Genomic DNA, 24537 nt, shown 5'->3' with positions numbered 1-24537 from the left:
TTATTGGCTAGTGGGTAGCATATTTCTGATTCCGGAGATTTTCCATTTCCCACTTTCCCGAACCAATACAAAAGTACTCCACATTTTCCTGATTGTCCCATTTTTACCTTCAATCTCATACCTGGCATCCACGATACCAACTTCAAATGACAACAAACGGTATTTATCTACGGTCAAAGTTCGCTTGCCTTCATTGACTGTCGAACTTCGCTGCATCCCTTCCACCGCCTGTTCGATTCCAATGCGCCATTCGCCTGAAGACACTAACTGATCTACATCGCCAGTAAGAATGGATTTGAGCAAAACAGTATCCCTTTTATCTCTTGCTCGGGAATATTGGTCAATCAAAGCGTAAATTTCTTCGCGAGTTTTTTGCTCTTGTAGATTTTGTCCAAAAGATGCTGGCTCAGAAAATAATTGAAGCAAAACCAAAAGATAGAAACAGCGCATGTGATGGTGGAAAAAAAGGTTTATTGAATGCGAAATATACTTTGATACAATTTAAGAATTTTAAAATTGATCTGAAGATATTGGTATGCGCTATCTGTTTTTTCGGTAATCCAAAGTATGAAATGCGGTCAACCTGATCGAATGGATTTCCTCAACATTATCCAATACAGGCTGGTATTGTAAAATCAATTGGTACAATACAGCAAAATCAAATTTGCGGTTGGGGGAAATTACCACACCGGCCAAAGTCCTGTTTTGGTTGAATAGACGGCTACTGATGATATCCCCACCGTGAAACATGATTTCATTGGCAGTCTGCCAGCTGATCTGAAAACCGTCCGGTGTTTTGGGTGGTAGCAATAAACCCTGAAATTGGACCATGTATCGCGCCCTTGTGGTGTAGGCAAAACTCGACTTACCTGAAGGATATTTTAACAATTCCTGCCTGAAGCGCTGTTCAAGTCTGAAGCGGTGCACCAATTGAAACTTTGATTTGGGAATTATCCATTGAATTTGCTGCCAAAGTCTGTGCTCCGGAAGCAAATTGATATCAAAATCAGAAACATAAGTCCCAAACCAAGCATATCCCCCAGAAATCCTCGATCGATTACTCACAAAGTAAATGCCACCTACCCTTGCCGCTGCCAAAGTCGAATTAAAAGGGAAAAATCCACGAGTTCTGTAATTGACATCGAAAGTATAGCCCCATTTGTCTGAAAGTCTGGTTTGGTTATTATAGGTAAGCCAAAGCTGGGCATCACCTTGGGCCATGGCTAAGTTGAGTGCAAAGAACATAAGCATTATGGCAAGCGCAAATCTCCTAATCATCATTCTAGGTTTCTATTTTGTTTGATTTAAATAGAAGTGGTTTTAGAAGATAGGATTGAGTTCAAAAAGAACCGATCAAACAAATATGTCAAATGCTACATCAAAATCATAAACAAAAATGATAATTGGCTTAAATGAAAAAAGGAAGTGGATCACTTCCTTTTTTCATTTAAGAAATCAAAGCAAATTTTAAAATTCAATGGCTGCACCAATTTGTAAATAAGAATTCTTGTTGCCGTTATTGACATCTATAAATCCCTGATGGTATCTCGCTTCAATTTCAAAAATCAATAATTTGAGACCTAGACCGATATGTGCAGGAAGGTCAAAAGTATTGGTTTTATTGCCATCATTCAATGCGTCGGAACCATTGACTTGATAATTTTCTGACAATTTGATATTGCCGTTGACGCCACCTTGGACAAAAACCGGCCCTAACTTTAACCTAATTCCAACAGGAACACTCAGGTAAATCATCCTTCTGAAATTATCGTCATTTGTACTATGTCCGTTTTGCATATATTCAAGTCCGGTGTGAAGCGTCAATAGGTCGCCAGCACCCAAATGTCGGTTTTTAAACGCACCGAGGTAAAAATGATCCAAACTACCTCCGATCTGATTTCCGTTATTGTTGGTGGTAGCAGATTGAAAACCGGCTCTGATGCCGATTCCTTGGGCATTGGCCTCCAATCCCAATAATACAAATCCCAAAACTAAAACTGATAAAACGATTACTTTCATAATCCAATGAATATTGATTTTTCACCTACTCTATCGGCTTTTCGGTTTCCGCCTCTAATTCCAAACAATTTATTGATAATTGAAATCAATCAAAAAATTAGCTTCAATTTTTCCTGTTTCCATCGAGATATGTTGGCCTGAAAGAGATTTTTGGCAAATAAACACCTGTTTCACTGTCTTATATTTACCTTTTTCAAAATAACCTCTGTTGCAAATTCGCTTCAGTATCTTAAATTGGAATTCCCAAACCCAAACCACCATGGATCAAAAGATCAGCTACAACCAAACTTATATTTGGCTTATCAGCATGACAGCCGCCCTCGGCGGTTTTCTTTTTGGCTATGATTGGGTAGTAATCGGTGGCGCCAAGCCATTTTATGAACCCTATTTCAACATTACTTCTCCTGCTGATCAAGGTTGGGGGACAAGCTCCGCTCTCATTGGCTGTATGGCCGGAGCATTGCTTTGTATTCTCCTGAGCGACAAAGTGGGTAGAAAAAAACTCCTGATTTTTTCGGGTTTTCTCTTTTCAGTTTCGGCGGTAGGAACTGCCATTGCGGATACATTCTGGTTGTTTAATTTTTACCGAATCCTTGGCGGGGTGGCCATGGGAATAGCGCTAAACCTCTCACCGCTCTACATTGCCGAAGTGGCACCGCCTGAAAAGCGGGGTATGTTTGTAACCCTCATGCAGCTTTTGGTGATGGTTGGGGTACTATTGGCACAGGTGGTCAACTGGCAGATTTCACTATTGGATAATTCCCTGCCTGACAATCCTGATTTTGTTACGCTGGCGGCAAGTTGGAGTGGGCAATATGGATGGAGGTGGATGTTTGGCGTGGAAGCGGTTCCGGCCATGTTGTTTTTTGTCCTGATGTTTTTTGTTCCCGAAAGCGCAAGATGGCTTGTCAAAAACAACCAAGAAACCAAAGCGCTGAAGATCCTGGAAAAAATCGGCGGAAAGTTTTATGCAGAACTTGCTGTCAGCGAAATCAAAGCCACAGTAAATGAGGATAGCCTCGCCAAAGTCAATTTCAAAGAACTGCTCAACAAAAGAATAGTCAAATTGCTCGGCATCGGTATCTTCCTTTCCTTTCTCCAACAATGGAGCGGATTGAATGTGGTGATATATTATGCTGCCGACATTTTTCAAGCGGCTGGCTATAACCTCAAGCAGATGATGCTCAATATCGTCGTAATCGGTGGGGTGATGGTGGTTTCCGTCTTCATCACGATCTTCACGGTGGATCGATTTGGGAGAAAAAAGCTTCTCCTGATCGGAACATCGGCCATGGCCATCATCTACCTCTTTATCGGTTATACTTTTTACATCGGTCAAGGAGGGTGGCAGGTAGTTATCCTTGTTCTTGCCAATGTCATGTTTTATTCCTTTACCCTTGCCCCGCTACTTTGGGTAGTGTTGTCAGAGATATTCCCAACAAGAATCAGAGGGGCAGCAATTTCCATCGCAGCATTGGCACATTGGGTGGGTAATTTTACTTTGACTTATTCTTTTCCCATCATCAAAGAAAACCTCGGTTGGGCAAATAACTTTTGGCTGTACGGGGCCATCTGCGCATTTGGTTTTATTGTGATCTATTTTGTTTTACCCGAGACAAAAGGCAAAACTTTGGAACAGATCGAAAAAGAGCTGATGGGAAAAAAGTGACAATTGCTTCTGTTCTTTATGGAAGTGAACCTGTATTGGCAAAGCTTTAAAAAATCAAAATGAAATCAGCTTCCAAATCAAATCAAAGGTTTCATCCATCACCTGTTCTGCTTCGTCACGAAGAAAAGTCTTACCCGAAAGGTATTTGTGGACTCCAAAAGTATGGCCGCTTACAATGGCATAAATCAAGTCGGCATCCATATGTTTGAGTTTGCCCTCATCAATTCCATTTTGTAGAAGAGAAAGCAAAGGACGGGTATAAATATCCATTTCTGCTTTGGCAATACTCCTCGCATAAGGGGAGTTGTTGAACTGCTCAAGGAAAGTAAACTCAGGCTGATGATCCAAGGCCCATGTCAGGGAAGTTTTATAGAATCCCCTCAAAATCTCCTTCAATTCCATTTCTTCCGAGATGCTTTCTATCACACATCCTCCCATTCTTGTCTTGAGATCAATATAAAGCGCCTTTACCAAATCATCTTTGGTAGGAAAAAAGTAAAACAAAGTCCCATTGGCAACACCCGCTTCTTTGGCAATTTTGCTGGTAGGGGTATCATGAAACCCAAATTCCACAAAAAGACGAAGTGCCGAATCGAGAATGAGTTGTTTTTTGTCCACCGGATGGTTATTGGTTATTGGGTTATTGGTTATTTGATTAACTGATATTTGTATAATGAAAATGTCGTTCGATTATGGAATCTGTGGACTGTTGACTATGGACTGAACACTATTTCACCTTCCTCCACCAAAGGGAAAAGGCTTGCGTACTGTCATTAAGGTTTACTTGTTCACCGATCATGGGAGTGATGATATTCTGCTTTTCTGATTCATTGTTTGCGATGATCTTTTCCAAAGGCTCGTCCCAAGGATGGTTTCCCAATACAAATTTAGAAGAATGAACAGGTAAAATTCTTTTTGCATTCAATTCCCTGGCGGCGGTCAAGATTTCATTAGGCATGAGATGCACATATCTCCAAGCAGCATCATATTGCCCATTATCAAGTATGGCAAGATCAAAGGGCCCATACTTGTTCCCGATTTCAGCAAAATGCTTGTCATAGCCACTGTCTCCTCCTAGGTAAAGGTTCATGCTTGGGGTTTTGAAAGCAAATGAAACCCACAAGGCTTTGTTTCTGGAAATTCCCCTTCCTGAAAAATGTCTCGCAGGCAAAATAGTAACCGAGAAGCCTTCTTCCAAATCCACACTTTCATTCCAATCCATTTCAATGATCGTCTTCGGGTCAAATCCCCAATGCTCAAAATGGGCACCTATCCCCAAACCGCAAATGACCAATTTGATTTTTGGCTTGAGCTTGAGGATGGTATCATAATCCAAGTGATCCCAATGGTCATGGGAAATAAACAAAATATCAATTTCAGGAAAATCCTCGGTATTATAGATATCCGAACCTGCAAAGGACTTACCTCCAAAAGGCATCGGTGTTGCCGCCCCACTCAAGACAGGATCCATCAAAACTTTCTTTCCATCTACTTGCATAAAATAGGAAGAATGCCCAAACCAAACCAAGATATCGGCTTCAGAAGACAGATTCAACAGGTCAGTTTTTACAGAAGGAAGGATTTCAGTTGGGGTTTGTCTTTCCTTTTTGGCAAAAAGAAAATCCCACATCACGGTAGAATAGCTGACTCCTTCAGTGAGGTCAGGGGTGACGCTGAGGTTTTGGAACGAACCTTTTTGGTAATTCGGAGAAGATTGGATGCGCTCCAAGCGCTCACCGGATGGGAGTTTTCCGAATTTTGGCTGGTTGACAAAAACCACAACTACCAATACAAAGACGATTAAAACTGAAAGGGATATCAACATTGTTTTCATGACTGACTAAACAGTCAGCAAAGTTATCAGAATTTTTGGATTAGAGAAATCGTGATTGAAAACAAAATATCAGAGGAATAGGAAAGGATTGATTTTCCCAATTTAGTGGAAGATCAAAATCCAATTCCCAAATAACCGAAAAGCAAAAATTTCGGATAGCTCAGTCCAAACTTAAGGTGAACATGCTATTCACCATTCAAATTTCACATAAAATTCCCGGACAGGTTTATGTATAGACCGCGAACAATCCCTATTTTAGAAGAGAAATTTTTAACCAACAGAATATGAAAACCCAAAAACCATTCAATCATCTCAAAGGAATTATTCATGGTATCAGCAGTGACGGGAGAATCACCCGAGGCGAATTCACAGAAATGAAACTTTGGTGCCAAGCCCATCAAGGACTTTGTGAATCATCCCCATTCAAAGAATTCTTCTCAGAAGTAAAAGCGATTCTTGATGGCGGCACGATGACAGCCGAGGAAATCATGGAGCTGAAAGCTATTCTCAAAAAGTATGAAACTGAGCTTAGCGTCTCTGAAAGTAAAGAAGCCAAAATTCATTTTCTTCAGGGAATCTGTTATGGAATATTAGCGGATGAGGAGATCAATAAATACGAAATCACTGTTCTGAAAAAATGGCTCGAGGAGAATGATTCTGTTCTTGACCGATCCCCTTTCAAAGAGATGCACGCATTACTGACAAATGTGATGGAAGACGGAAAAGTTGATCTCGGTGAAGAAAAGGAACTTAAAGAATACTTTTTGGAAGTGCTGAAGATGTGACGTGCCTGCTACCAAAAAACAGGTAAAGAACATTGGGTTGCCTTTTTCTGGAAAGTCTTGTAGCCATCAAGACGAGTTAGCTTTCTTTTTTCGGTCCGCGAAATTGCTTGGGTTTAAGTTTTTGGGCAGCAAGTTCCACTATCTCGGTGATGCGGTTTTGCCGGGTTTCCGGTCTTTTGGCCAAAGCAAGCCATTGCAGAATATTGCGTTTGTCTGACCTGCTTAATCCAAAAAAGTAATCTTTGGCTTGGGGCGCTTTTTGGAATTCGGATTCAAGATCTTCAGGTACGATAAGGGCTTCCGCATCATCCAAAATGGTCCAAGAACCATTTTGTTTGGCTGTTTCAATGGTTCGGTAACCGGCTTGTGTCATCAGTCCTTCCGATATAAGCCGCTCTATTTTTTCTTTATTGATCCTTGACCAGACAGAGTTGGGTTTCCGTCTGCTAAAAAACTGCATGAATTTCTTATCGTCAATAGGCATTTGCTTGCTGTCAATCCAACCAAAACATAGCGCTTCATCCACTGCATCCGAGTAAGCGACAGTCGGAGCATTTGATTTCTTTTTGTAGTAAATTATCCAAATGGATTGCTTTTTATCATGGTGTTCCTGTAGCCAATCCCGCCACTCCTGCCGGCTTTTGGGATAGAATGTTTCTATTTCTTTTTCCATGATGTATATGAATTAGAGTAGATTATTTAAATCCTGCATTCCAATTATTGCCATAATCTCAACCACATTGTCTGTGATTCTGAAGTAAATGGTATCAGAGCCACAAGGATATCTTCTATAACCTTTCCTTATATAATCTACAGATTCGAATGAATATGGTCTTTCGGCAATCATTTCAAAATAATCAAAAAATGTATTGAAGTATTTGTCTGCCTGGAAAACACCAAACTTTCCAACTCCATAATGATGGATGCGAATCAAGTCCTCTTTGGCTGCATTACTTAGTCTATAATCAGCCATTGAATCTGGACTTTGATTCTTTTAAAATCATCTCTTTGGAATCAGTAGTAAATCCATCTTTTTCGGATTTTTCTAGCTTTGCCCTAAGCCAGTCAATGGTAGCCTGCTGTTTTCTCGCCTGTCTGACCAAATCATTGACAAGTTCACTTTTGCTGGAATATTCCTCGTTGTCTATTTGGGACTTTAACCATTCATCATTTGGTTTCGAAAAAGAAATACTTTGTCTTGCCATAGCTTTAATTTTTGGTGTAAAATTACACCAAATATGCATCAATTACAATTTTGTGGGGGTAGGAAGGTGTAGATGCAATTTAGTGCCTGGTCGCAACATAGATTCTTCAACTTCTTGATGCCTAGTTATTGGAATGAAGAAAAATGGATGGAATGGGAAGTAGTCTAAGAAACCTACTTTATCGCAGTAACGATTTCTTAGCAGAAACCATTACGGTTAGAATAAAGAATAGAAAACAGAAGGGTGCTATGATTTCATATACAGAGTTATGTTCTTTTTTCAAAAGGGTAACTCATCATTACTTTCTTCTTTGTTTTCAATGTACTTTGATTTGAACTCTTCAAGAATTTCTTTTTCCAATTTCCTATCGTTTCCCTTTAAGATTTTTAATAATATTTCATTAATATCTTGATCAGTCCCAATCCAATATATTTGAGAATTACTAATTGCTGCCTCGAAAATATCATTCAATTGTTTTTTTGTGAAGTCATTGTATTCAGATAATTTATACAAAACTGCTCTTGAAGTCGCAAATGATCCGCTTGATTGAAGTTCTAAAATTAACTGATCTTTTCTATTCTCTGACTCTATTGAGATTGTAGGAAAATTATCCTTTAGAAAACCAGACAAGGATTTATATGATTTAAAACCAGTCAAAGGCATTTTGTCTTTCCATTCTTTCGTCAAGAAAGAGTTGAATAGATTTTTGTCAAACTCTGAAAAGTAATCGCCATCATCAGATATAAAGAAAAAATTATCAAAGACTTCGACTTTAGATAAAAGTGATTCCCAATTCAAAGCGTCACCATAAGACCCTTTTTTACCTGGAGGGTTACCGAAGTCAAATCTATTTTTTGCCTTCTCAATTAGCTCTGGACTACTTTCAATCTCTGTAGCAACTTTGAATAAGTCTTGAATTATTTTATCTGCATTTAAGTTTTGCTCAACAATATCCTTACTTAACTTTTCAATGATTTGCTGCTTGCTTTTTTCAAAAGATTTAATTGAATCTTTCATTAATTTGAATTCTTCCGAATAGTCCTTGACCATTTGAGGAAAAATATTATTTAGTTTATTTTCAGTGAATTTTTTCAGACCATCTGAAATTTTTGAATCTCGATTCCTATAAAATTCATCTTTTGTTTGATTTGGCAAATAAAGTATTAGTTCTTTACTTTTTACAAGAAGTAAAAGCTTTCTTAATTCTTCTATATCATCATTGGTCAAATGATAAAAAGAAAGAAAAATATTTGTATCTAGGTATAGACTATTTGCCATTTGACTTTAATTGATCATACTGGTTTGCGGCTTGGTGGAAGTGGCGATTTTCATCACAAATATTGATGCGGAAAATCAAACTATGATTAACCACAAATTTGTCTTCGGAGCACTAAACCACCACTTTTTCTAAACCGCTATTAGGCGATGTTATTTTTTTACTTTTTGTTTTAATTTATCATGCGCTGCATTAATTTCTTGCATTCTCCTTTTCATCAATTCGTCTAAAAAGGAATCTCCAAAACTGTGTGAGTCTGAGTGATAAATTACAGCTTTCGTTGCTCTTGCTTTTCGTAATTCTGAATTACTATAATTGTCTTTTAATGAAAGCATTTCCTCTTCAGATGCATCCATCCTATAATCATGAACTTTGTCGTTTAGTATTTCCTCATCGTATTTTAAGTTATGTCCATAGGTTACATTAGGTGCGGTTATTTGTATAGCTATTTTATGAGGGATAGAAAATTTAGTCGCCACGACTTGACCTGTTGTAGTTCGCCAAATTAATTTTCTTGAAACCGCATCATATTTAAGGTCTACGTCGCCAACAATGCAGTCAAGAAAAGTTGTCCCTATATATTTATCAAGAGGTGTAGTTATAAGAGAGTCATTCCGTTTTCCTCTGGAGGCAATAACGCTGTCAATGTCAATTGCTTCAAACTCTTTTGAGGTAAAATTTAAGATAAACGCAGCCTCTCGCCATGTAGTTAATTTGATTGTCTCTTTAATTAGATTTGGGTCATCCGTCCAATTAATTTTAGATTGAAACATTAGTGATTTCTTTTCAACTCTGGAGCCAATTTTTAAAGTAAGCTCAAATATTCCATCTGCCCCTAATTTATTCTCTGTTGCTCCTGGACCTCGACCCCTGAACTTATGATAGTTTATACTCCAAGTCCATTCACCTGGTTTTTCTATTTGGCTATTTTGCACAAATACCTTTTGGTTTTTAATTCTAAGTGTTGCACCCAAATCGCCTGTTAATGCATCTTCTTCTTCACTTGCAGATAAAAAACCATCAAGAGCTAAAGGGTACTTTTCAGTCAAGTGCTTTTGAATTTCTTGCTTTACTTCGTCTGGTATATATAATCTTCTTCGTGCCATTTATAATATCGCCTAACGTTTCGCTTTCTTCAATTATAAGGGAAAGCATTCCAATATATTGTGCTTCCCAAATATCGTGAAAAGATTCCCCATAAAACTAAAAGAATTTTTTTAAACCCAATCCATCAAATTGACTTTTCCTTTGTCCTCATTTTTAATTATTCATTCATAATTTTTCATTATTACGACTTTCCCAACCTCACTCCTGTCCCTTTATTTTCGATGGCTTTGGGGATGATGCGGAGGATTTCTTGGGCGGCGGATTGTGGGGATTTGCCTTGGGGATGGATGCCGCAGACGGCGGTGGTCAGGCTATGGTCCATATCCCGATCAAAAATCGAAAAACCTTCCGGACTTTTGCCGTAGGTGATATATGCTGAAAGTTGGTTGAGGCCGGTACCGGGACGCTCGCCTATCAGGTGTACAATCAGGTCAGGTTGCAGGATTTGACCGATATGGTATCCAGCCCGCACCCTGCCGTTGCGGACAATGATGTCATGCCGACTATAGGTGAACTGCGTTCCGTAAAGTGATTTCTTCAGCGCAGGAAGTACCTGACGGAGGTGTTCGCTGACTGCATTGGCATTCAATCCATCGGAAATGACAAATTGGATTTTCGGGGTAATACCCAATCCTTTTGCTAATTTTATCAGTTCCTGTGTGCTTTCTTTACTGATCTTTTCCCCGCTTCCCGGATGGGCAAGGTAATCCTCCCGGTCTTTGGACTCGGTATGGACATAGACAGGTGATTCGCAGCAGTCCCGGATCACAGCAGCATCAAGACCTGCAAACAGGGCTTTCCTCGCATGGGAGAAAAGTCCATCCAGGCGCTTGGTCACAAAATCAGGATCTTCATTTTGATGGCTTACGCCATAACCCAGGTCACAGCCTTTTTCCTGCAGGTTTTTGATTTTCTTTTTGGCTTCAATCTCGAGGTCTTCATTGGCTCTTTTGTCACCTCCGGCTTTGAGGTATTGGGCATAAAGTTTCGCGATGCGGTCAGCATTAGGATCGGTGTTCCCCTCTTCAGTCAAGGCTTCAATTTCAACCAAACGCTTTTGAAAAGCTGAAGAAACCATTTTACCTGAAGACTTCCTCAACCTTGGATGCTCACGGTAAGAAGTGGTGAGGTAGCCAAGCATTGGATCTGCTTTTCCTGCCACTGCCATCAGGTACGAAGGGGCTGCGAGTTGCACAATTTCGGTGGTGAGTTGCTGCAATTCGGCAGGATGAATGCCCATGTGGAAAGTCGAACACACATCCAATCCCATCACCAAGCCATGGAGTTTGGCCATAACAGTATCCTCGAGGCAAGCGCGTCGGAGTTGAGCGCCGGTGCTGAAAACCTCGGGTCCAATAAATCCCGCCACGTCATTGACAATCATCCATTTGCCGGTTTCCTGTCTGATATACCGGGCAAGGCCATAGCATCTCGCCTCCAATGTCACCATATCCACACCTTGGGCGGCACCGTTGGTAACCTCCGAACCTTGTCCCGTCTCGAAGTATAATCCCTCAAAATACCTGCACAAATCCAACAATTCATCCACATCACAGCCCAACATCCCTTCCAAACCTTTGGAAGTACCTGCAAGACTTTGGAATCCCACATCGACTTTGGTGTGGGCCATGGCAGATCTTTGCTTGACCATATCCGAAAGAACACAAAAGCGCGTAGGGAGTTGGAGCCTTTCTAAGATGTTTTGGAGGAGTTTTTCTGTGCGGACGATTGTCTCCAAGTCATCGCTTGCGGGGTTGAGTCCGATGATCACATCCCCACAACCGTAACAAAGTCCTTCGAGTGTGGAAAGCAAAATCTCATCCTCCTCATCTCCGGGGCTGTTTGGTTGGATGCGGCTGCCAAAGTGCCTCGCCGAACCTATGGCTGCTCCAAAATCTCCAAAAGAATTTGGGATCGGGTTAAAAATACTTGTTGCTACCTGCGACAATTCCGAATCTGACATAACCTTGACAACTGCGGCGATGGCTTCACTTGGAAGTCCGGTTGCGTAGATTTTGACCCAATCAGGTCCTTTTTCTGAAAGGAGTATTGCCTTTAATTCAGATATCCTCAAATGGGCAATTTCTTTTAAAGCCTTTCTGTTGAGACTTTTGGCGAGAATTTCTGTAACCCTGTCTTCGACAAAATCAGTATCGGCGATCTTGGAGATGCTGAGGTCGGCTACACGGCCTCGGGCGATCCCCCGGATGAGTTCGTCCTGAGTTCCCCCGACCAACAAATCCCCTTCCTTAAATGCATTGGCTTGGGCAAAAAGAGACAATAAAGAATTGGTTTCCATTTTCAGTTGTGGTTTTTGATCAGTCTATTACTCAATACCAAAGCGAGAATTACTGCTGAAATCCCTCCGGCCATTTTTCCCACGATAACAGGAAAAATCATATCCCGCTGCACGCCTGCTGTAAATCCCAGATGATCACCCAATACAAAAGCAGCACTGACAGCAAAGGCGGTATTGAGGATTTTGGCTTTGGGATTCATGTCTTTAAGGATATTCAGCATGGGGATAGCATTGGCCAAAGTGGCGATCATTCCAGCCGCGCCGGCCGTATTCATTCCGAGACTTTGCCCTACTTTCAAAAGCGGTTTTTCGAAAACTTTGGTCAAAAAAGCCACCATCGGAAATGCCCCTATCAGGACAATGGCGATGGAACCTACAATTTTGATCCCTTCCCAAATAGGAGTCATCCCGGGGATAATCACGATTCCTGCCAATGTCTCGACCACTATCAACACCGTGCAAATCGTGATGAATACCATCAGCGCCTTCCCAAAATAGTCAAATAGACGGATCATCATGGTCGGAGCAAAATACATTCCTGCGGCAATCAGAAGGGAGAAAATTACGATTGGGACGAGATTGGCCAATATCATACCCAATGAAAACCCTGCCGTCAAACCGCCCACTAGACATCCCAATGGAATCGTGACCATGCCGATCATGATGCCAGAGGCGAAATAGTGTTGGTCTTCCTTTTGGAGAATTCCCAAAGCAACAGGAATGGTAAAGACGATCGTCGGGCCCATCATGGCACCCAATATCAGCCCGGCAAACAATCCGGCTTCTTCGGTCTGCGCCATTGCCATGGCCAGTGGATAGCCGCCCATGTCGTTTGCGAGGAGCGTTGTGGCAAACATGGCGGGATCGGCACCAAAAAAAGAATACACGGGAACGACAACTTTGCCCAACACATCCGCGAGAACAGGAGCAATCGAAATGATCCCTAACATCGCAATGCTGAGCGGTCCCATGGCCATAAATCCTTCATCGAACTTTTCGCCTAGACCGTACTTGTTACCAAAAATTTTATCCAAAGCACCCAACATCATAAAAAACAACATGATGTAGATGATGATGTCATTGATTCCCATAAAGGTAGGTTTGAGTAGAGGCAATCAAGATAAGAAAAGAGAAATGGAAATTTAAAAAATGGGGGGAATTAAGTAAGTGAAATGGAAAGAGTCCAAGTCTGGAGACTTGAACTAGGCGGAGGTATGAAAAATAGCGGACTTATTCATCAAAGATTTTGGTTTCAAAGCCGTCAATACTTTTTACATTTTTTTCTGCCCAATAATTCTTGATGCCTTCTTCGCCCTGTTTGTCTGCCCAGTTAGTGAGAATTGTCCTTTCCTCTTTAAATTCCATGAAGGGAACCGCAAATCCACAGGAAGTCTGCACGAGATCAACATCCATTTCGATGATTTGTCTTGCGCCGGTGAAGTCCTCGAAAAGCCGGAAATATTCTTGGAATTTTTCATCCCTATTGTGAAAAATCTGAGCTGTACCATACAACCTCAGAATCATGGGCTTGCCTTCAAAGGCGCAAAACATGATGGTCATCCGGTTATTTTTGAGGAGATGGGCGGCAGTTTCATTTCCGCTTCCGGTGAGGTTGAGCCATACGATTTTGTTTTCCCCTAACACCCTGAAAGTGTCTGTACCTTTTGGAGAAATATTTACCCTTCCTTCCTCGGCTGCGGTACCAACAAAAAATATTTTCTGCTGTTGGATAAAATCCGCCAATTCGGGGCTGATGTGTTCTAGTCTTTTTCCCATGACATTACTCTATTTGTGGTTTGGAGATAAATTAAAGCTTCGATAACTAAATTCGAAAAAAAAGTAGACCACAAATTTAACTTTAAAAATTTAAGCATATTATTCGCGGCTCTAAAAACCAGAAGTAAACCTGAATTTTTGCCAAAAGCCTTTATTCCTTTCTCATCATTTTTATCGAAAACCATCCCAAGACCAAAATTATCAACCCCATTATTACCCATAACCATGCTTTGTTTTCAAATAGCGGAGTTTTCTTGGGCGCTTCCTCCTTTGCTATTTCCAATTCATTTCCCAATTCCAATGATGACAGCATCTTTGGAACGTTATCCGGGAAGCGCTCAATGTCGTAATCCGGCTTGTTTGCATTTTCATTTCCATAAGTCAAAAAGTATTTGGCATTTTCCGTAAACCGGGCATTTAATTCATGAACATATCCCTTTACCTGTATTCCGTCAATGGACAGGGGCTGATTGTCTTTGTTGTCAATATTGATTTTTAATTTTTGGACAGTCGTACTGTAAAACTTCAATCCATTTCTATGGATCGAATTCAGAGTTCCGGATGTCAAAGTGTGGTAGATATAACTCCATCCTTTTTCTGTTTTTATAGAATCAGCAAGGTATTTAACTGTTATTGGTCTGTGGTAGTCAAAGGAATTTATTACCTCAAGGTTCAGAAAACTGACCGGGACGGGCATGTTTAATTCAATATCAATTTCGGTCTGCTTGGTATCTTTATTTTCTTTTTTGTCTATTCTCTTGATAGGATGATCTTGATAATCGGCTTCTGAAATTTCTAGCTGGGAAATTCTTGCCGAGATCAGTTCAGGTTTTTCTTTGCTTTCAATTTGCAATCTGAAATATTGATACTTTGAGCTAGGAAACGTCAACCTTGTAAATTGAAAGTCTTCTATTTCGTTTTTGATGGACAGAATCCGGTAATTTTCAAGGACTGTAAACCAATCATTCAGATTTTGGCTGCCTTCCAGTTTTATTCTCCAGTCAAAATTATCCTGCTTGAAATCTAGGTCGATTTGATTTGTTACTTCTGATGTAGGGATTTCAAAAGTGAAAAAATATCCATTTCCGTTGCGGGAGGAGTTGAGCGTCTTAAACACAATATCCTTACTCGTGACTACTTCAGTTTTCAATCGTAGGAGATATGGAATTTCTAAAGTGTCATTTTCTGCCGTTATGCCAAATATTCTAATGTCGGTCAAGTCATTTGATATTTTCCCGAAAACAGAGTCCGTCAAAACAATTTTGTGCCATTGCCCAGAGATTCCTTTCAATTCACGCTTATACTTGAACTCCCCCATTTGGCCAAAAGCCAAAGAACAATTCAAGAAAAGCATGATGATGAGCAGCTTAATTATCAGTTTCATTTTCGGAAATTAAATGTTTGTACTTATTATATAAAAATGAAATGACTAACAGCAAAACCCCTAACGATACAAACACGATTGTTTTTGCAATGGTATTGAGGTGGGAAATGTCGTAGAAAAACAATTTTATCAACGTAATGCCAAACAATGCAATTGCACCGATTCTAATGGGCTTGTTCTTTTTCCAAATCCCAAATGCAATTAAGAAAAGTGAATAAGAGCCCCACAAAATGCTTAATCCGAGCTTATAGGATTGTTCTGATTTCAAGATGTCCACCCAGTTTAGCAATTCACTGCTCGCTATCCATAATATGGTGATATGCAACAGGAGTTCAAATGATATTCTAAAGTTTGGATGTTGAAAAACCTGCTTGATATATAAATAACAAGAAAAAAGACCAAGGGCCACAAACAGAAATGAAAGATACCTTATCCATAAATTGATGGTTCCGATATGGTAATATTGGGATAAGGTCTGTTCCAAATAGCTTTCCCGAAGTTCACTCAGCACATACAGGCCTTGAAATAAAAAAGAAGCTAGAGCAAATACTATCAACACAAGATTCAACAACCCCAAATTTTTGTTCTTTAATTTTTTAAGATTTACAAAAGATAAAATTGAGACAAAAAGCAGAGAATAATTGATTGTCCAAATTGTTTTAAAACTAATTAAATCATAATTCCAGTAAGTGTCTGGGTAAGTTCGGCCTTCGGGATTGATTTCAATGGCTGAATCGGTGAAGAGTTGGTTCCAATAAGTTGTAATTTCCATTACAAAAGCGTAGTAAACCGTGAAAATCAGGATCCCGGGAATGATAAATGAAAAAATGTTTGCCGTTCCTTTTTGCCTTTGGAAATGAGGTTGGCTGGTCTTATTCAGGATATTGATGAACACAAATGCTGCAATAAACAATACGGAGGTAAGGAGATTCACATTAAACAGTGGTGTAATCCTTGATTCGGGAATGTCCGGAACATAGGAAGCATACCCATCACTCCAATCTTGGATAATGCTGAAAAAAGCCAAAAACATCAAAGGATAGGAAAGTTTTTCATAAAAGGAAACTTGCTTTGTCCTACCGATCCAAAACAATAAAGCAGCTTCTCCTGCCCATAATAAGGTCACCCAATTGCCGTCAAGCTGTACAGGAAATGCCAGGGTAATGAAAACAAGTACCAATCCTGTAATCAGATAATGGATGTTTTTGTCAGCAAGTTTTTGGCGGTAAATGATGACACTCACTACAAAATGAACAAGTGCATTGACCAAAGTAAATAATCCCAAAAGCTCTTTGCCAATTTGATGATCATCAAGAAGGGCGAAACCTAACCCATAAAAAATAAATGAATTGATAATTACCAAAATGACATCGGGGACTGCAAATTTTTCTTTTTGAAGAAGTTTATATCCAAGAAAGGTCAGATAGAATATGACAAAAAATAATGAAAGAAAGACAATAGCCAATCCAAAATGCTCGGTTGGTTGAAATTGGACAATATACCAAGACAGGTATATCAGCCATGTCAAACCAAAAGAAACGAGGTAAAGCGCTTTCCAATATTTCTTTATTGCAATGGCCAGGATTCCAATGTTTAGAATTGACATGTAGGTAAATAGAACAGCTACTTTGCCGGAACCGTCACTCAACAAGAACGGAACAGCATAAGCACCTACCAAGCCAATATGTGCAATTATTTGTCGGCTGTATTGTAATGCGGCGATTACTGTAAACACCGTAAAAACGACCATGATGGAAAAAGCCGCCAATTGGGGAATCAAGCCATATAGTGCAAATGCAAAATAAGTAATGAAGTATAAAATCGCCATTGCACCGCTTACCAGGACGGCGCTGAAGTTTTCATACTTACTTTTTAATTTAATGCCAAAGGCCAACAATCCCAAGCCAAATACATACCCCAGGATAATTCTGGTAAGTGGGCTAATCAAATCATTTTCAATCGAGTATTTGGCACCGATTGCCACACCGATTACAGTGATGGCTATTCCTATTTTATTGATTAAATTTTCTCCTATAAACTTTTCTATATCCGATTTCCTTTTTGCTACCTCGGGGATTGGCAGAAAAGGCCGGATTTCCGGTTCGTACTTTTTCTCTACTATTGGATTGGGTTGGGCAGGGATAGTTTCACTGTTAATTTGAAAATCAGCATCGATTACAGGTTTGTCCGGATTGGCAGTATTACTTTCAATTACAGGATCCTGACCGTTAGCTTTGAGCTTGTTTAATTCTATTCGCAGTGTATTTATTTCATTTGAAAAGTCCTCCTGTCTTTTCAAAAGAGTGTCCAACTTCGCAAGGAGTTGGTTGATTTTTTCATTGTTATCTGACATAACTGTGGCCGGCTATCTACACTATTTCATTTTGTATGAGATATTCGCATTTCTATGCTTATTCCGTATTCCTGGTTGTATTTAGAGTAATGGTGAATTTTTGGTCCTTTTTGAAGGAAAAACCCAGGGTAATTATTCTTGGACAAGTATATGAGAAGGTAAGGCTTTCCTTGGCCATTCAATCCTTTTTAAACTTCGAGTTTCTAAACGCCATTAGAAGTTCATCCCTGTATTTGTCGTTGTTGTAGTTAATATTCACTCCAAAGTCAAAACCATTGATTAGCCTGCTATACATGATTTGGCTCAAAATAAATTTTCCGTTCGGGCTATAAACAGTAAAACTATATTTTTGAAATTCCAGACCATCAATTACTTCCGTTGTGGTAGCAGAAGAGTCTGTTTTTATTCCCTGGTCTAAATATGTCAAATAAATAATCTCCTTAAGCGCTGCACTGTTTTCTTCCCATTCACCCTCGTACTCCACCTTAAACGGTTCTGAGGTCGATTGAAAAATATTGAATAGGTCTTTTTGAATTGAAATCAGATTTTTTAATCCGCTATAGTCTATCTCTGCATCCATTGTTTCTTGTAATGCTTTCAGACCTTTTTCGTTGTTTTCCTTTGTTTTTTCTTTTTCTACCACGGCCCAACCGGTTGGAATTTCCATTTTCCATCCGATTTCATTACTGGTATAGGTATTTCCCTCGATTTTCCCTTCATCAATATTCTTATTCGGGTCAACTTGCCCGCTTGAACCCAAAGCAATTGAAATGCTCAAAACAACTGTAAATAGAATTTTTTTCATCCTTTTGCTTTTATGATTTGATATCCGCTGGTGTACTCTTTTATTCTTTGGAATTGGTCGGCAGGAAAGACCATTTTTTCTTGAATTTATATTTCACAAACAGCACAATTTAGCAAAATCAATCAAGGATTTATCTCTTCAAAAAAAATTTACTACAAGAAGATTTTTCAAGCTAAGGACTTGACAAATGAGGTTTATCTTGGATCAAAAACCGGGAATTATTAAAGAAAAAATCACCATAAAACCTTGAAAGAAATCTGTTTCCTTCATTGTTTTGGAAAGTTATTAGCAAAATAAGCTTTGATAAAATCCGTCACATATGGACGGGATAGTCGCAGTCTATTCAATAATGGTGGAAGCATATCCATGTACAAGCTGCACTAGGTCAAGTTCAAGGAATTCCTGAAGGTGTTTTGAAAATGAACGTGACTGAAATGCTATTTCGTCTTTTCTATCGGTCCTTTTAAGTATCCATTATTTGGATGAAAAATTCAGGATGGGATTTTAATTCCTGTCAGTATTTTGGAGGATTTAAACCAAAAAAAGAAGCAAGAAAGGAATCTTCATCAAGCCAATAGGTTTCGGTTTTCTGAAATAAATTGGGCAAAAGTCCTTGGTTGTCTTCCGGTGATTTTAGCCACCCAATCTGTAGTTTCGGATTCTTTTTGAAATCTCGGAAAATAATGAAGCATGATCATCACAAGAATAAACATCGTAGGCATATTTTCCTTCCTTTTGGTCAAAAAGAACCTCATCAAATTAGGCGATTGGAATTTAATTTGAGTTCCTAAGCCATTGCTTAAAATCTTTGCCATCTGAGAAAATGTTAACTTTTCCCCATTGGTCAAATCGTAAGATTCATTGATGTGCTGCTTTATATTTATCAGGATATTGGCAGCTACCTCCCCAATATCCATCACATCGATCAGCGTAAATTTTGATTCTCCAGCAGGAAGAAAAATCTGCTTTTTGGTTACTAAGTCTTTGCGAAGCGTAGTTGTAAAATTTTGCATAAAATAAGCAGGTCTCAAAAAGGTATAATTTATTTTGCTGCCAACTATCATCTTTTCAATTTTATGGTGTGGTATTATTCTGCTGTTTTCCACACCTTGGACCGATAAAAAAACGATGTGTTTTACACCTTTATCTTGACAGGCATCAATGATCGGTTTGAAATATTTTTCTGTGTCTGATATTTGAGGCGGTCTCAGCAAAAAAAGAATATCACAGTTTTCCAATGCCGCCTCGCAAGTTTTGAAATCCATAAAGTCAAATTTCAAAAGGCTTGTTTTTAGCCCCTCCAAACTGATTTTATCAGCCTCCACATTCCTCACGCCTGCATAAAGGTCCAGCTGATGGTCAATATTTCGCAAAGAACTCAAAACTGCTTTGCCTACACTTCCTGTCGCACCTGTTATTACAACTTTCATTTCCTATCTGAATGGCTTACATGATTTGATTTTCATATTCTTGGGCATAGCTTCTCATTTCCGCTATAAGGGGCATTACTTTTCGGCCAATTTCAGAAAGGCTGTATTCTACTCTAGGGGGTACTTCTCCAAAGTTTTTACGTTCTACCAATTTGCTGTCAATAAGGTTTTTTAATTCCTGTATAAGCATCTTTTCACTGATATCAGGAATTTGTCTTTTAAGCTCCGACAACCTCAAGGGCTTTTCAAACAATTGATAAATGATCAGAAGTTTCCATTTTCCACCCACCAATTCAAGTGTTGTTCTGATGGGACATCTTGCTTCTACTTTTATTGTTTCCATTTTTATACTTACAAAAAGGTTAGTACTTATATAATAGGCATGTACTTCAAATGTACGTAAGTTTGGATGGTAATCATATCAATCAGTCAGATGAAAAAAATCGCATTGTTTGGAGCAACAGGTCAAACAGGTCAAAAATTCTTGAAAATTGCCCTGGAAAAAGGATATAGTGTAAAAGCTTTGGCCCGTGACAAATCAAAACTCAACAACCAAAGCCCATTGCTAACTGTCTTTGAAGGGAACGTGTTAAACGCGCAGGATGTAAATAAGGTGGTCGAGGATTGCGACATCGTAGTCAGTCTGTTTGGTCATGTCAAAGGCTCCCCGGAGTGGTTGCAAACCAACGGAACAAAAAACATCATTAATTCGATGCTGGAATTTAATGTTGATAAAATCATTTCCCTATCGGGTGGAGGATTGCCTTACCCTGAAAAGGACAAACCCAAATTTGTGGATAAATTAATTAGGACAATAATGAAGATTGCTGTCCCCAAAGTGTTGAATGATGCCATTGCTCATGCAGATGTACTGAAGGCTAGCGGCAAAAAGTGGGTGATAGTAAGAGCACCAAGACTCACCAATGAGGCCAAAACCGGTCGCTACCGGATAGGATGGGTTGGAGTCAATGCCAGCACAAAAATCAATCGCTATGATTTGGCCGATTTTATTTTATCCCAGGTTGAGGACGAGGATTTCAATTTTCAAATGCCTTTTGTCAGCCTATAGGGCTGTAAATTCTTTGGATTGACAGCACAGTTGGCAGGTCAAGTCTCAATCCATGAAACAATCTACAGGAATTATAAATAGGTCCTTCCGTTTAGATTATGGCAGTCTTTGCTAATAATGGGAATTCAGAATCTGACTTTTGTTATTTTCTTTCAATGTCCATTATTTCCCCATCTTCTACCATCATTTTAAGATCTGTTTTAAGAATCGGGAACGTTTCTCCTGAAAATGACTCATCTCTTCTGATTTTAGAGTCCGAAAGTCCCCGTCTTTTGTTGGTCTCATATTCATTTAATAAAACAAAAACAGTATCACCTTCAATATTTTCGACTTTGTATAAAGTATACTGTTTGTAGTCGATTTTTATTTCATAAATATCTCCGGCTTGTGGTGAGGCAATTAACATCAAATTTTTCTCCTCCCTTTGCTTACTCACGATTCCTCCCAAAATAAAAAAGAAAAAAAGTAAAATAATCCCTGAAAAAGTCCAGACCGGGGTCTTTCCTTTCTGCTTTAAAATTTCATAATTACTCCTGAGGTAAACGGGAAATTCTTTCTTTTCAAGAACTTGCTTACAATGGCTGCATTGCGTCAGACCTGTTTTTCCGATCGGGAAAAATGGAATCCAAAATACATGTGCATATTTTTGGAAAACAGTCATCTGAACACTGTTTTGGGTTCCGCAGTTTGCGCATTTGTCTTGGATTGTTTCTGTTGCAACTTCTGTCGCTTTACTTCCAAATACCACCATTTTTGTTAACGTTTATTATTTTTCTCCTTCTTTCAGAACAGGATCATTATGGATGTAAAACTAATTTGAGGAGGGTCATTTTCAAAATATTTCCTAAGAGAGTCAGAAATAATTATTTAAATGATTTCAATTATTTTGGAGAGCACCATTTTTTGGCAAAATTCAAAAAAACAGTACACATTGGCCCGGTATAAAAGCGATAATCAAAAAGCAGCAACTGTAAATCAAATAGAAATTTTAGACCTTTTTTCCATTGATAATCAGATATAAAAAAGAAACTTAAAGACTTCTCTCTGGAATGGCTTTAAATCTTCGAAAAAAAAATTTAACCTTTTTTCACATTCCGGTGCAACCTATTTTTACTTACCTGTATCTACCTATTCGAAAGCCAACAGCAATGTTATTTAGAAAAACTTTTACAACTGAGTCGGACATCATCAAAGGTTGCCTGAAGGGAGAGCGAAAAGCCCAACAGCATCTCTATGAAGCCTACTCCAAAAAGTTTCTCGCCATCTGCCTCCGGTATGTCAAAGACCGGGACCTTGCAGAGGATGTCATGATTGAAGGCTTTATGAAGATCTTTGAAAAACTACCCCAATATGAAGCCAAGGGAAGCTTTGAAGGTTGGATGAAACGCATCGTCGTCACCCAATCGCTGCTTACCCTACGCAACAACCGCAACCTGAGTATGGAGGTGAATGTTGAATTCCACCTGGAAAATGCGGACAGCCCCTATGAACTTAACCACTTGGAGACTGCCGAACTGTTGGAACTGATTCAGGGATTGCCGGTGGGATACCGGACGGTTTTCAACCTGTACGCCATCGAAGGCTACAGCCACGCCGAAATCGCCGACCTACTTGGAATCACAGAGTCCACTTCCAAGTCCCAACTCAACAGGGCAAGAAATACATTGAAACAAAAAATAGCCGATCAACAAATCAAAGAAAGGAGAATCAATGGCTAATACAGATAAAAACTTCGATCAGTACTTCAAAGAAAGGCTGGCCAAGCATGAAGAAAAACCTTCCCAACTTGCTTGGGAAAAACTTGAAAGGCAACTGCCGAAAAAAGAAAAAGGAATTTGGTTTCCCATAATGGGCATTGCCGCTTCGTTGCTTATTTTCCTTACTGTGGGCTATGTCGTATGGCAGGCCAACCTAGAAACTGAAAGTAGCCTTCCACTTACCTCAGAGCTGACTACTCCTGGTAGTGATGAAAGTTCAGAGACCTTGAAAGAAGCCATTCCGACAAACCCCGAAACCATTGAGGAATCAAAAGAAACCAAAGAAGAACAGACAATTGAATCAGACAAACCTGTTCAAACCCCAATAAAAAAATCCGTCACTATCAAGCCACAGATTACAGAAGCTCCCAAGGAATTGCTTGCAATAGCGGATAATCTGGAGGAAAGGATCGATGAGGTATTTGTAGAAACACCTGAGATCGTCATTCCCGAACTAAATGTCAATGAAGCCATTGCCCAAAACAACATTGAAGAGGAGGAAGAAGTGATGACCTACAAGATCACCATCAAGTCCAATGGAATCTCAGAAAAACCTGAAAATCAGGGACTCATTGCCGGAATTGAAAATAAAGTAGATAAAATCGGAGGATTGCTCAGCAAAGTAGAACAGGGTTTTGCAGACCTGCAGGATGCAAAAGACAACTTGTTTGTAAGCAACAATACCTCCAAAAGAGAAAGAAAATAATCCACCAAAAATTGAAAACATAAACCATCATGAAAAAATACTTGCTTTTATTTTGCTTCCTCGGACTGGTGCAGTTTGCGTTCGGAAGTACTGACAGGGAGTTTTTGGCTCCAAAAGATACCATCATTGTGGAGTTTGGGACTTCAGGAAAAATCGTCCTTGTCGTGGACAACAAAGAGGATTTTGAGCGGCTCAAAAAAATGAACATCAACCAGATCATTTCAGAACTTGACCTGCAAATAGACGAAAAAACCGGCGAACTTGTCGTTGTGGAAGTTTCCGGAAAAAACGGATCCCGAGAAATCGTCAAAGTCACAGAGGATTGGAATAAAACCGAAGTGTCTGTCGCCGGGATCCGGATCTTAGTAGATGAGACAAGCCCCAATACGAGGGTGAAGGTAGAAACCGGAGTGAAGAAAAAAAGTGACCCACCTTTCCGCACCTATTTTGGCTTGGACCTTGGACTCAACAACTATCTCGACAACAATGGGCAATTCCCAAAATCCACCCAACCATATGCAGTGAGAGGCTGGGGAAGCTGGAACGTCGGCCTCAACTTCTTTGCCAGCCAAAGAATCAGCAAAGGCTTCCGCTTTGACCTTGGAATGGGTGTCCAATGGTACAATTTCAAATTTGAGAACAGAGACTTTCAGGCTGTCAGAGGAGATGAATCCATTGAATTTATCCAAAGAAACGATGTTGCAGGATTCAAAAGCAAAATCTCTGCCTCCTACCTCACCACGATGGGACTCTTCAAATTGGACTTCGGAAGAATGAATGACCAGGGAAGAAGGGGGATAAGGTTAGCTTTGGGTCCTTATGCAGGCTACCGTTTGGGTGGTACGAGCAAATATGTCTACCGACCTCTGGATGGTGGAGGACGCAGAAAAGAACACCTTAACACCGGGATATTCCTGAACAACTTCCGCTACGGTATCCGAGGAGAAGTCGGATTCGGCAGGGTGAATTTCTTCACCACATACGATTTCAATCAATTATTCCAAGCCGGCAAAGGTCCTGAACTGAACCCGATCACCTTCGGAATTATATTCTAACTCCCTTT

The 24537-nt window shown here is 39.7% G+C and carries 25 protein-coding genes; 6 read left to right on the top strand and 19 right to left on the bottom strand.

Going from position 1 to position 24537, the window contains the following annotated elements; genetic code table 11:
* From NK987_RS20105 to NK987_RS20095, 3 genes are all read right to left on the bottom strand, one after another.
* Nucleotides 1-450 carry a DUF4440 domain-containing protein gene (locus NK987_RS20105; RefSeq protein ID WP_259265325.1) on the bottom strand — a complete coding sequence of 150 codons (450 nt, stop codon included), beginning with the start codon at nt 448-450 and terminating at the stop codon, nt 1-3.
* Between the two features lie 90 nt (nt 451-540).
* Nucleotides 541-1281 carry a DUF2490 domain-containing protein gene (locus NK987_RS20100; protein WP_259265324.1) on the bottom strand — a complete coding sequence of 247 codons (741 nt, stop codon included), beginning with the start codon at nt 1279-1281 and terminating at the stop codon, nt 541-543.
* 186 nt (nt 1282-1467) lie between these two features.
* Entirely contained in the window at nt 1468-2019 is a 552-nt protein-coding gene (locus NK987_RS20095; RefSeq protein WP_259265323.1) for a PorT family protein, read from the bottom strand.
* A gap of 259 nt (nt 2020-2278) precedes the next feature.
* Between NK987_RS20095 and NK987_RS20090 the strand changes: the two genes are divergently transcribed.
* Nucleotides 2279-3688: a sugar porter family MFS transporter gene (locus tag NK987_RS20090; protein WP_420841193.1), complete on the top strand. Its 1410-nt coding sequence runs from the start codon at nt 2279-2281 to the stop codon at nt 3686-3688.
* 54 nt (nt 3689-3742) lie between these two features.
* On the opposite strand, the gene NK987_RS20085 is transcribed toward NK987_RS20090, so the two are convergent.
* The gene (locus NK987_RS20085) at nt 3743-4306 is read right to left on the bottom strand and encodes a TetR/AcrR family transcriptional regulator (protein WP_259265322.1); all 564 of its coding nucleotides are present in this window, start codon (nt 4304-4306) and stop codon (nt 3743-3745) included.
* Nucleotides 4307-4415: 109 nt separating this feature from the next.
* Entirely contained in the window at nt 4416-5522 is a 1107-nt protein-coding gene (locus NK987_RS20080; protein WP_259265321.1) for an MBL fold metallo-hydrolase, read from the bottom strand.
* A 284-nt stretch (nt 5523-5806) separates the two neighbouring features.
* Here NK987_RS20080 and NK987_RS20075 point away from each other — a divergent pair, with 284 nt between their 5' ends.
* A complete protein-coding gene (locus NK987_RS20075) occupies nt 5807-6307 on the top strand; it encodes a hypothetical protein (protein WP_259265320.1) in 501 nt (166 codons plus the stop codon).
* A gap of 76 nt (nt 6308-6383) precedes the next feature.
* Here the strand turns inward: NK987_RS20075 and NK987_RS20070 are convergent, their stop codons facing one another.
* The 13 genes from NK987_RS20070 to NK987_RS20010 form a co-directional block, all read right to left on the bottom strand.
* A complete protein-coding gene (locus NK987_RS20070) occupies nt 6384-6980 on the bottom strand; it encodes a YdeI/OmpD-associated family protein (protein WP_259265319.1) in 597 nt (198 codons plus the stop codon).
* Nucleotides 6981-6992: 12 nt separating this feature from the next.
* Nucleotides 6993-7280, bottom strand: a complete 288-nt coding sequence (locus tag NK987_RS20065; protein WP_259265318.1) for a type II toxin-antitoxin system RelE/ParE family toxin — start codon at nt 7278-7280, stop codon at nt 6993-6995.
* Nucleotides 7273-7512 (bottom strand): ribbon-helix-helix domain-containing protein, encoded by a 240-nt coding sequence (locus NK987_RS20060; protein WP_259265317.1) that lies wholly within the window; start codon nt 7510-7512, stop codon nt 7273-7275. The genes NK987_RS20065 and NK987_RS20060 overlap by 8 nt, the downstream gene beginning before the upstream one ends.
* A gap of 279 nt (nt 7513-7791) precedes the next feature.
* On the bottom strand, nt 7792-8790 hold the full coding sequence (locus NK987_RS20055) for a PIN domain-containing protein (protein WP_259265316.1): 999 nt from the start codon (nt 8788-8790) through the stop codon (nt 7792-7794).
* Nucleotides 8791-8940: 150 nt separating this feature from the next.
* Nucleotides 8941-9894: a J domain-containing protein gene (locus NK987_RS20050; RefSeq protein WP_259265315.1), complete on the bottom strand. Its 954-nt coding sequence runs from the start codon at nt 9892-9894 to the stop codon at nt 8941-8943.
* 182 nt (nt 9895-10076) lie between these two features.
* On the bottom strand, nt 10077-12194 hold the full coding sequence (gene eutB, locus NK987_RS20045) for an ethanolamine ammonia-lyase subunit EutB (RefSeq protein WP_259265314.1): 2118 nt from the start codon (nt 12192-12194) through the stop codon (nt 10077-10079).
* A 2-nt stretch (nt 12195-12196) separates the two neighbouring features.
* Nucleotides 12197-13285, bottom strand: a complete 1089-nt coding sequence (gene eutH, locus NK987_RS20040) for an ethanolamine utilization protein EutH (protein ID WP_259265313.1) — start codon at nt 13283-13285, stop codon at nt 12197-12199.
* 139 nt (nt 13286-13424) lie between these two features.
* The gene (locus tag NK987_RS20035) at nt 13425-13970 is read right to left on the bottom strand and encodes a pyridoxamine 5'-phosphate oxidase family protein (RefSeq protein ID WP_259265312.1); all 546 of its coding nucleotides are present in this window, start codon (nt 13968-13970) and stop codon (nt 13425-13427) included.
* A gap of 151 nt (nt 13971-14121) precedes the next feature.
* The gene (locus NK987_RS20030; RefSeq protein ID WP_259265311.1) at nt 14122-15354 is read right to left on the bottom strand and encodes a DUF3999 family protein; all 1233 of its coding nucleotides are present in this window, start codon (nt 15352-15354) and stop codon (nt 14122-14124) included.
* Complete coding sequence (locus tag NK987_RS20025; RefSeq protein ID WP_259265310.1) at nt 15338-17707, bottom strand: DUF2339 domain-containing protein; 2370 nt, start codon at nt 17705-17707, stop codon at nt 15338-15340. Before NK987_RS20025 ends, NK987_RS20030 begins: the two co-directional genes overlap by 17 nt.
* 178 nt (nt 17708-17885) lie before the next feature.
* The gene (locus NK987_RS20020) at nt 17886-18512 is read right to left on the bottom strand and encodes a hypothetical protein (protein ID WP_259265309.1); all 627 of its coding nucleotides are present in this window, start codon (nt 18510-18512) and stop codon (nt 17886-17888) included.
* 566 nt (nt 18513-19078) lie between these two features.
* On the bottom strand, nt 19079-19942 hold the full coding sequence (locus NK987_RS20015; RefSeq protein ID WP_259265308.1) for an NmrA family NAD(P)-binding protein: 864 nt from the start codon (nt 19940-19942) through the stop codon (nt 19079-19081).
* Between the two features lie 16 nt (nt 19943-19958).
* The gene (locus NK987_RS20010) at nt 19959-20285 is read right to left on the bottom strand and encodes a winged helix-turn-helix transcriptional regulator (RefSeq protein WP_258421399.1); all 327 of its coding nucleotides are present in this window, start codon (nt 20283-20285) and stop codon (nt 19959-19961) included.
* A 90-nt stretch (nt 20286-20375) separates the two neighbouring features.
* Here NK987_RS20010 and NK987_RS20005 point away from each other — a divergent pair, with 90 nt between their 5' ends.
* On the top strand, nt 20376-21011 hold the full coding sequence (locus NK987_RS20005) for an NAD(P)-dependent oxidoreductase (protein ID WP_259265307.1): 636 nt from the start codon (nt 20376-20378) through the stop codon (nt 21009-21011).
* Between the two features lie 142 nt (nt 21012-21153).
* Here NK987_RS20005 and NK987_RS20000 read toward each other — a convergent pair whose 3' ends face one another.
* Nucleotides 21154-21762, bottom strand: a complete 609-nt coding sequence (locus tag NK987_RS20000) for a zinc ribbon domain-containing protein (RefSeq protein WP_259265306.1) — start codon at nt 21760-21762, stop codon at nt 21154-21156.
* 397 nt (nt 21763-22159) lie between these two features.
* On the opposite strand from NK987_RS20000, the gene NK987_RS19995 reads away from it, so the two are divergent.
* From NK987_RS19995 to NK987_RS19985, 3 genes are read left to right on the top strand one after another with little or no spacing between them, the layout of a single operon-like run.
* Nucleotides 22160-22729, top strand: a complete 570-nt coding sequence (locus NK987_RS19995; RefSeq protein WP_258421396.1) for an RNA polymerase sigma factor — start codon at nt 22160-22162, stop codon at nt 22727-22729.
* On the top strand, nt 22722-23474 hold the full coding sequence (locus tag NK987_RS19990) for a hypothetical protein (RefSeq protein WP_259265305.1): 753 nt from the start codon (nt 22722-22724) through the stop codon (nt 23472-23474). The genes NK987_RS19995 and NK987_RS19990 overlap by 8 nt, the downstream gene beginning before the upstream one ends.
* Nucleotides 23475-23503: 29 nt before the next feature.
* Nucleotides 23504-24529: an outer membrane beta-barrel protein gene (locus NK987_RS19985; RefSeq protein ID WP_259265304.1), complete on the top strand. Its 1026-nt coding sequence runs from the start codon at nt 23504-23506 to the stop codon at nt 24527-24529.
* Nucleotides 24530-24537 lie beyond the last annotated feature (8 nt).

The organism is Aquiflexum gelatinilyticum, from assembly GCF_024813435.1.
In the GTDB taxonomy this organism is placed as follows: domain Bacteria; phylum Bacteroidota; class Bacteroidia; order Cytophagales; family Cyclobacteriaceae; genus Cognataquiflexum; species Cognataquiflexum gelatinilyticum.
Note: the sequence above shows the minus strand (reverse complement) of the source record. Positions and strands in the feature narration are given on the sequence as shown.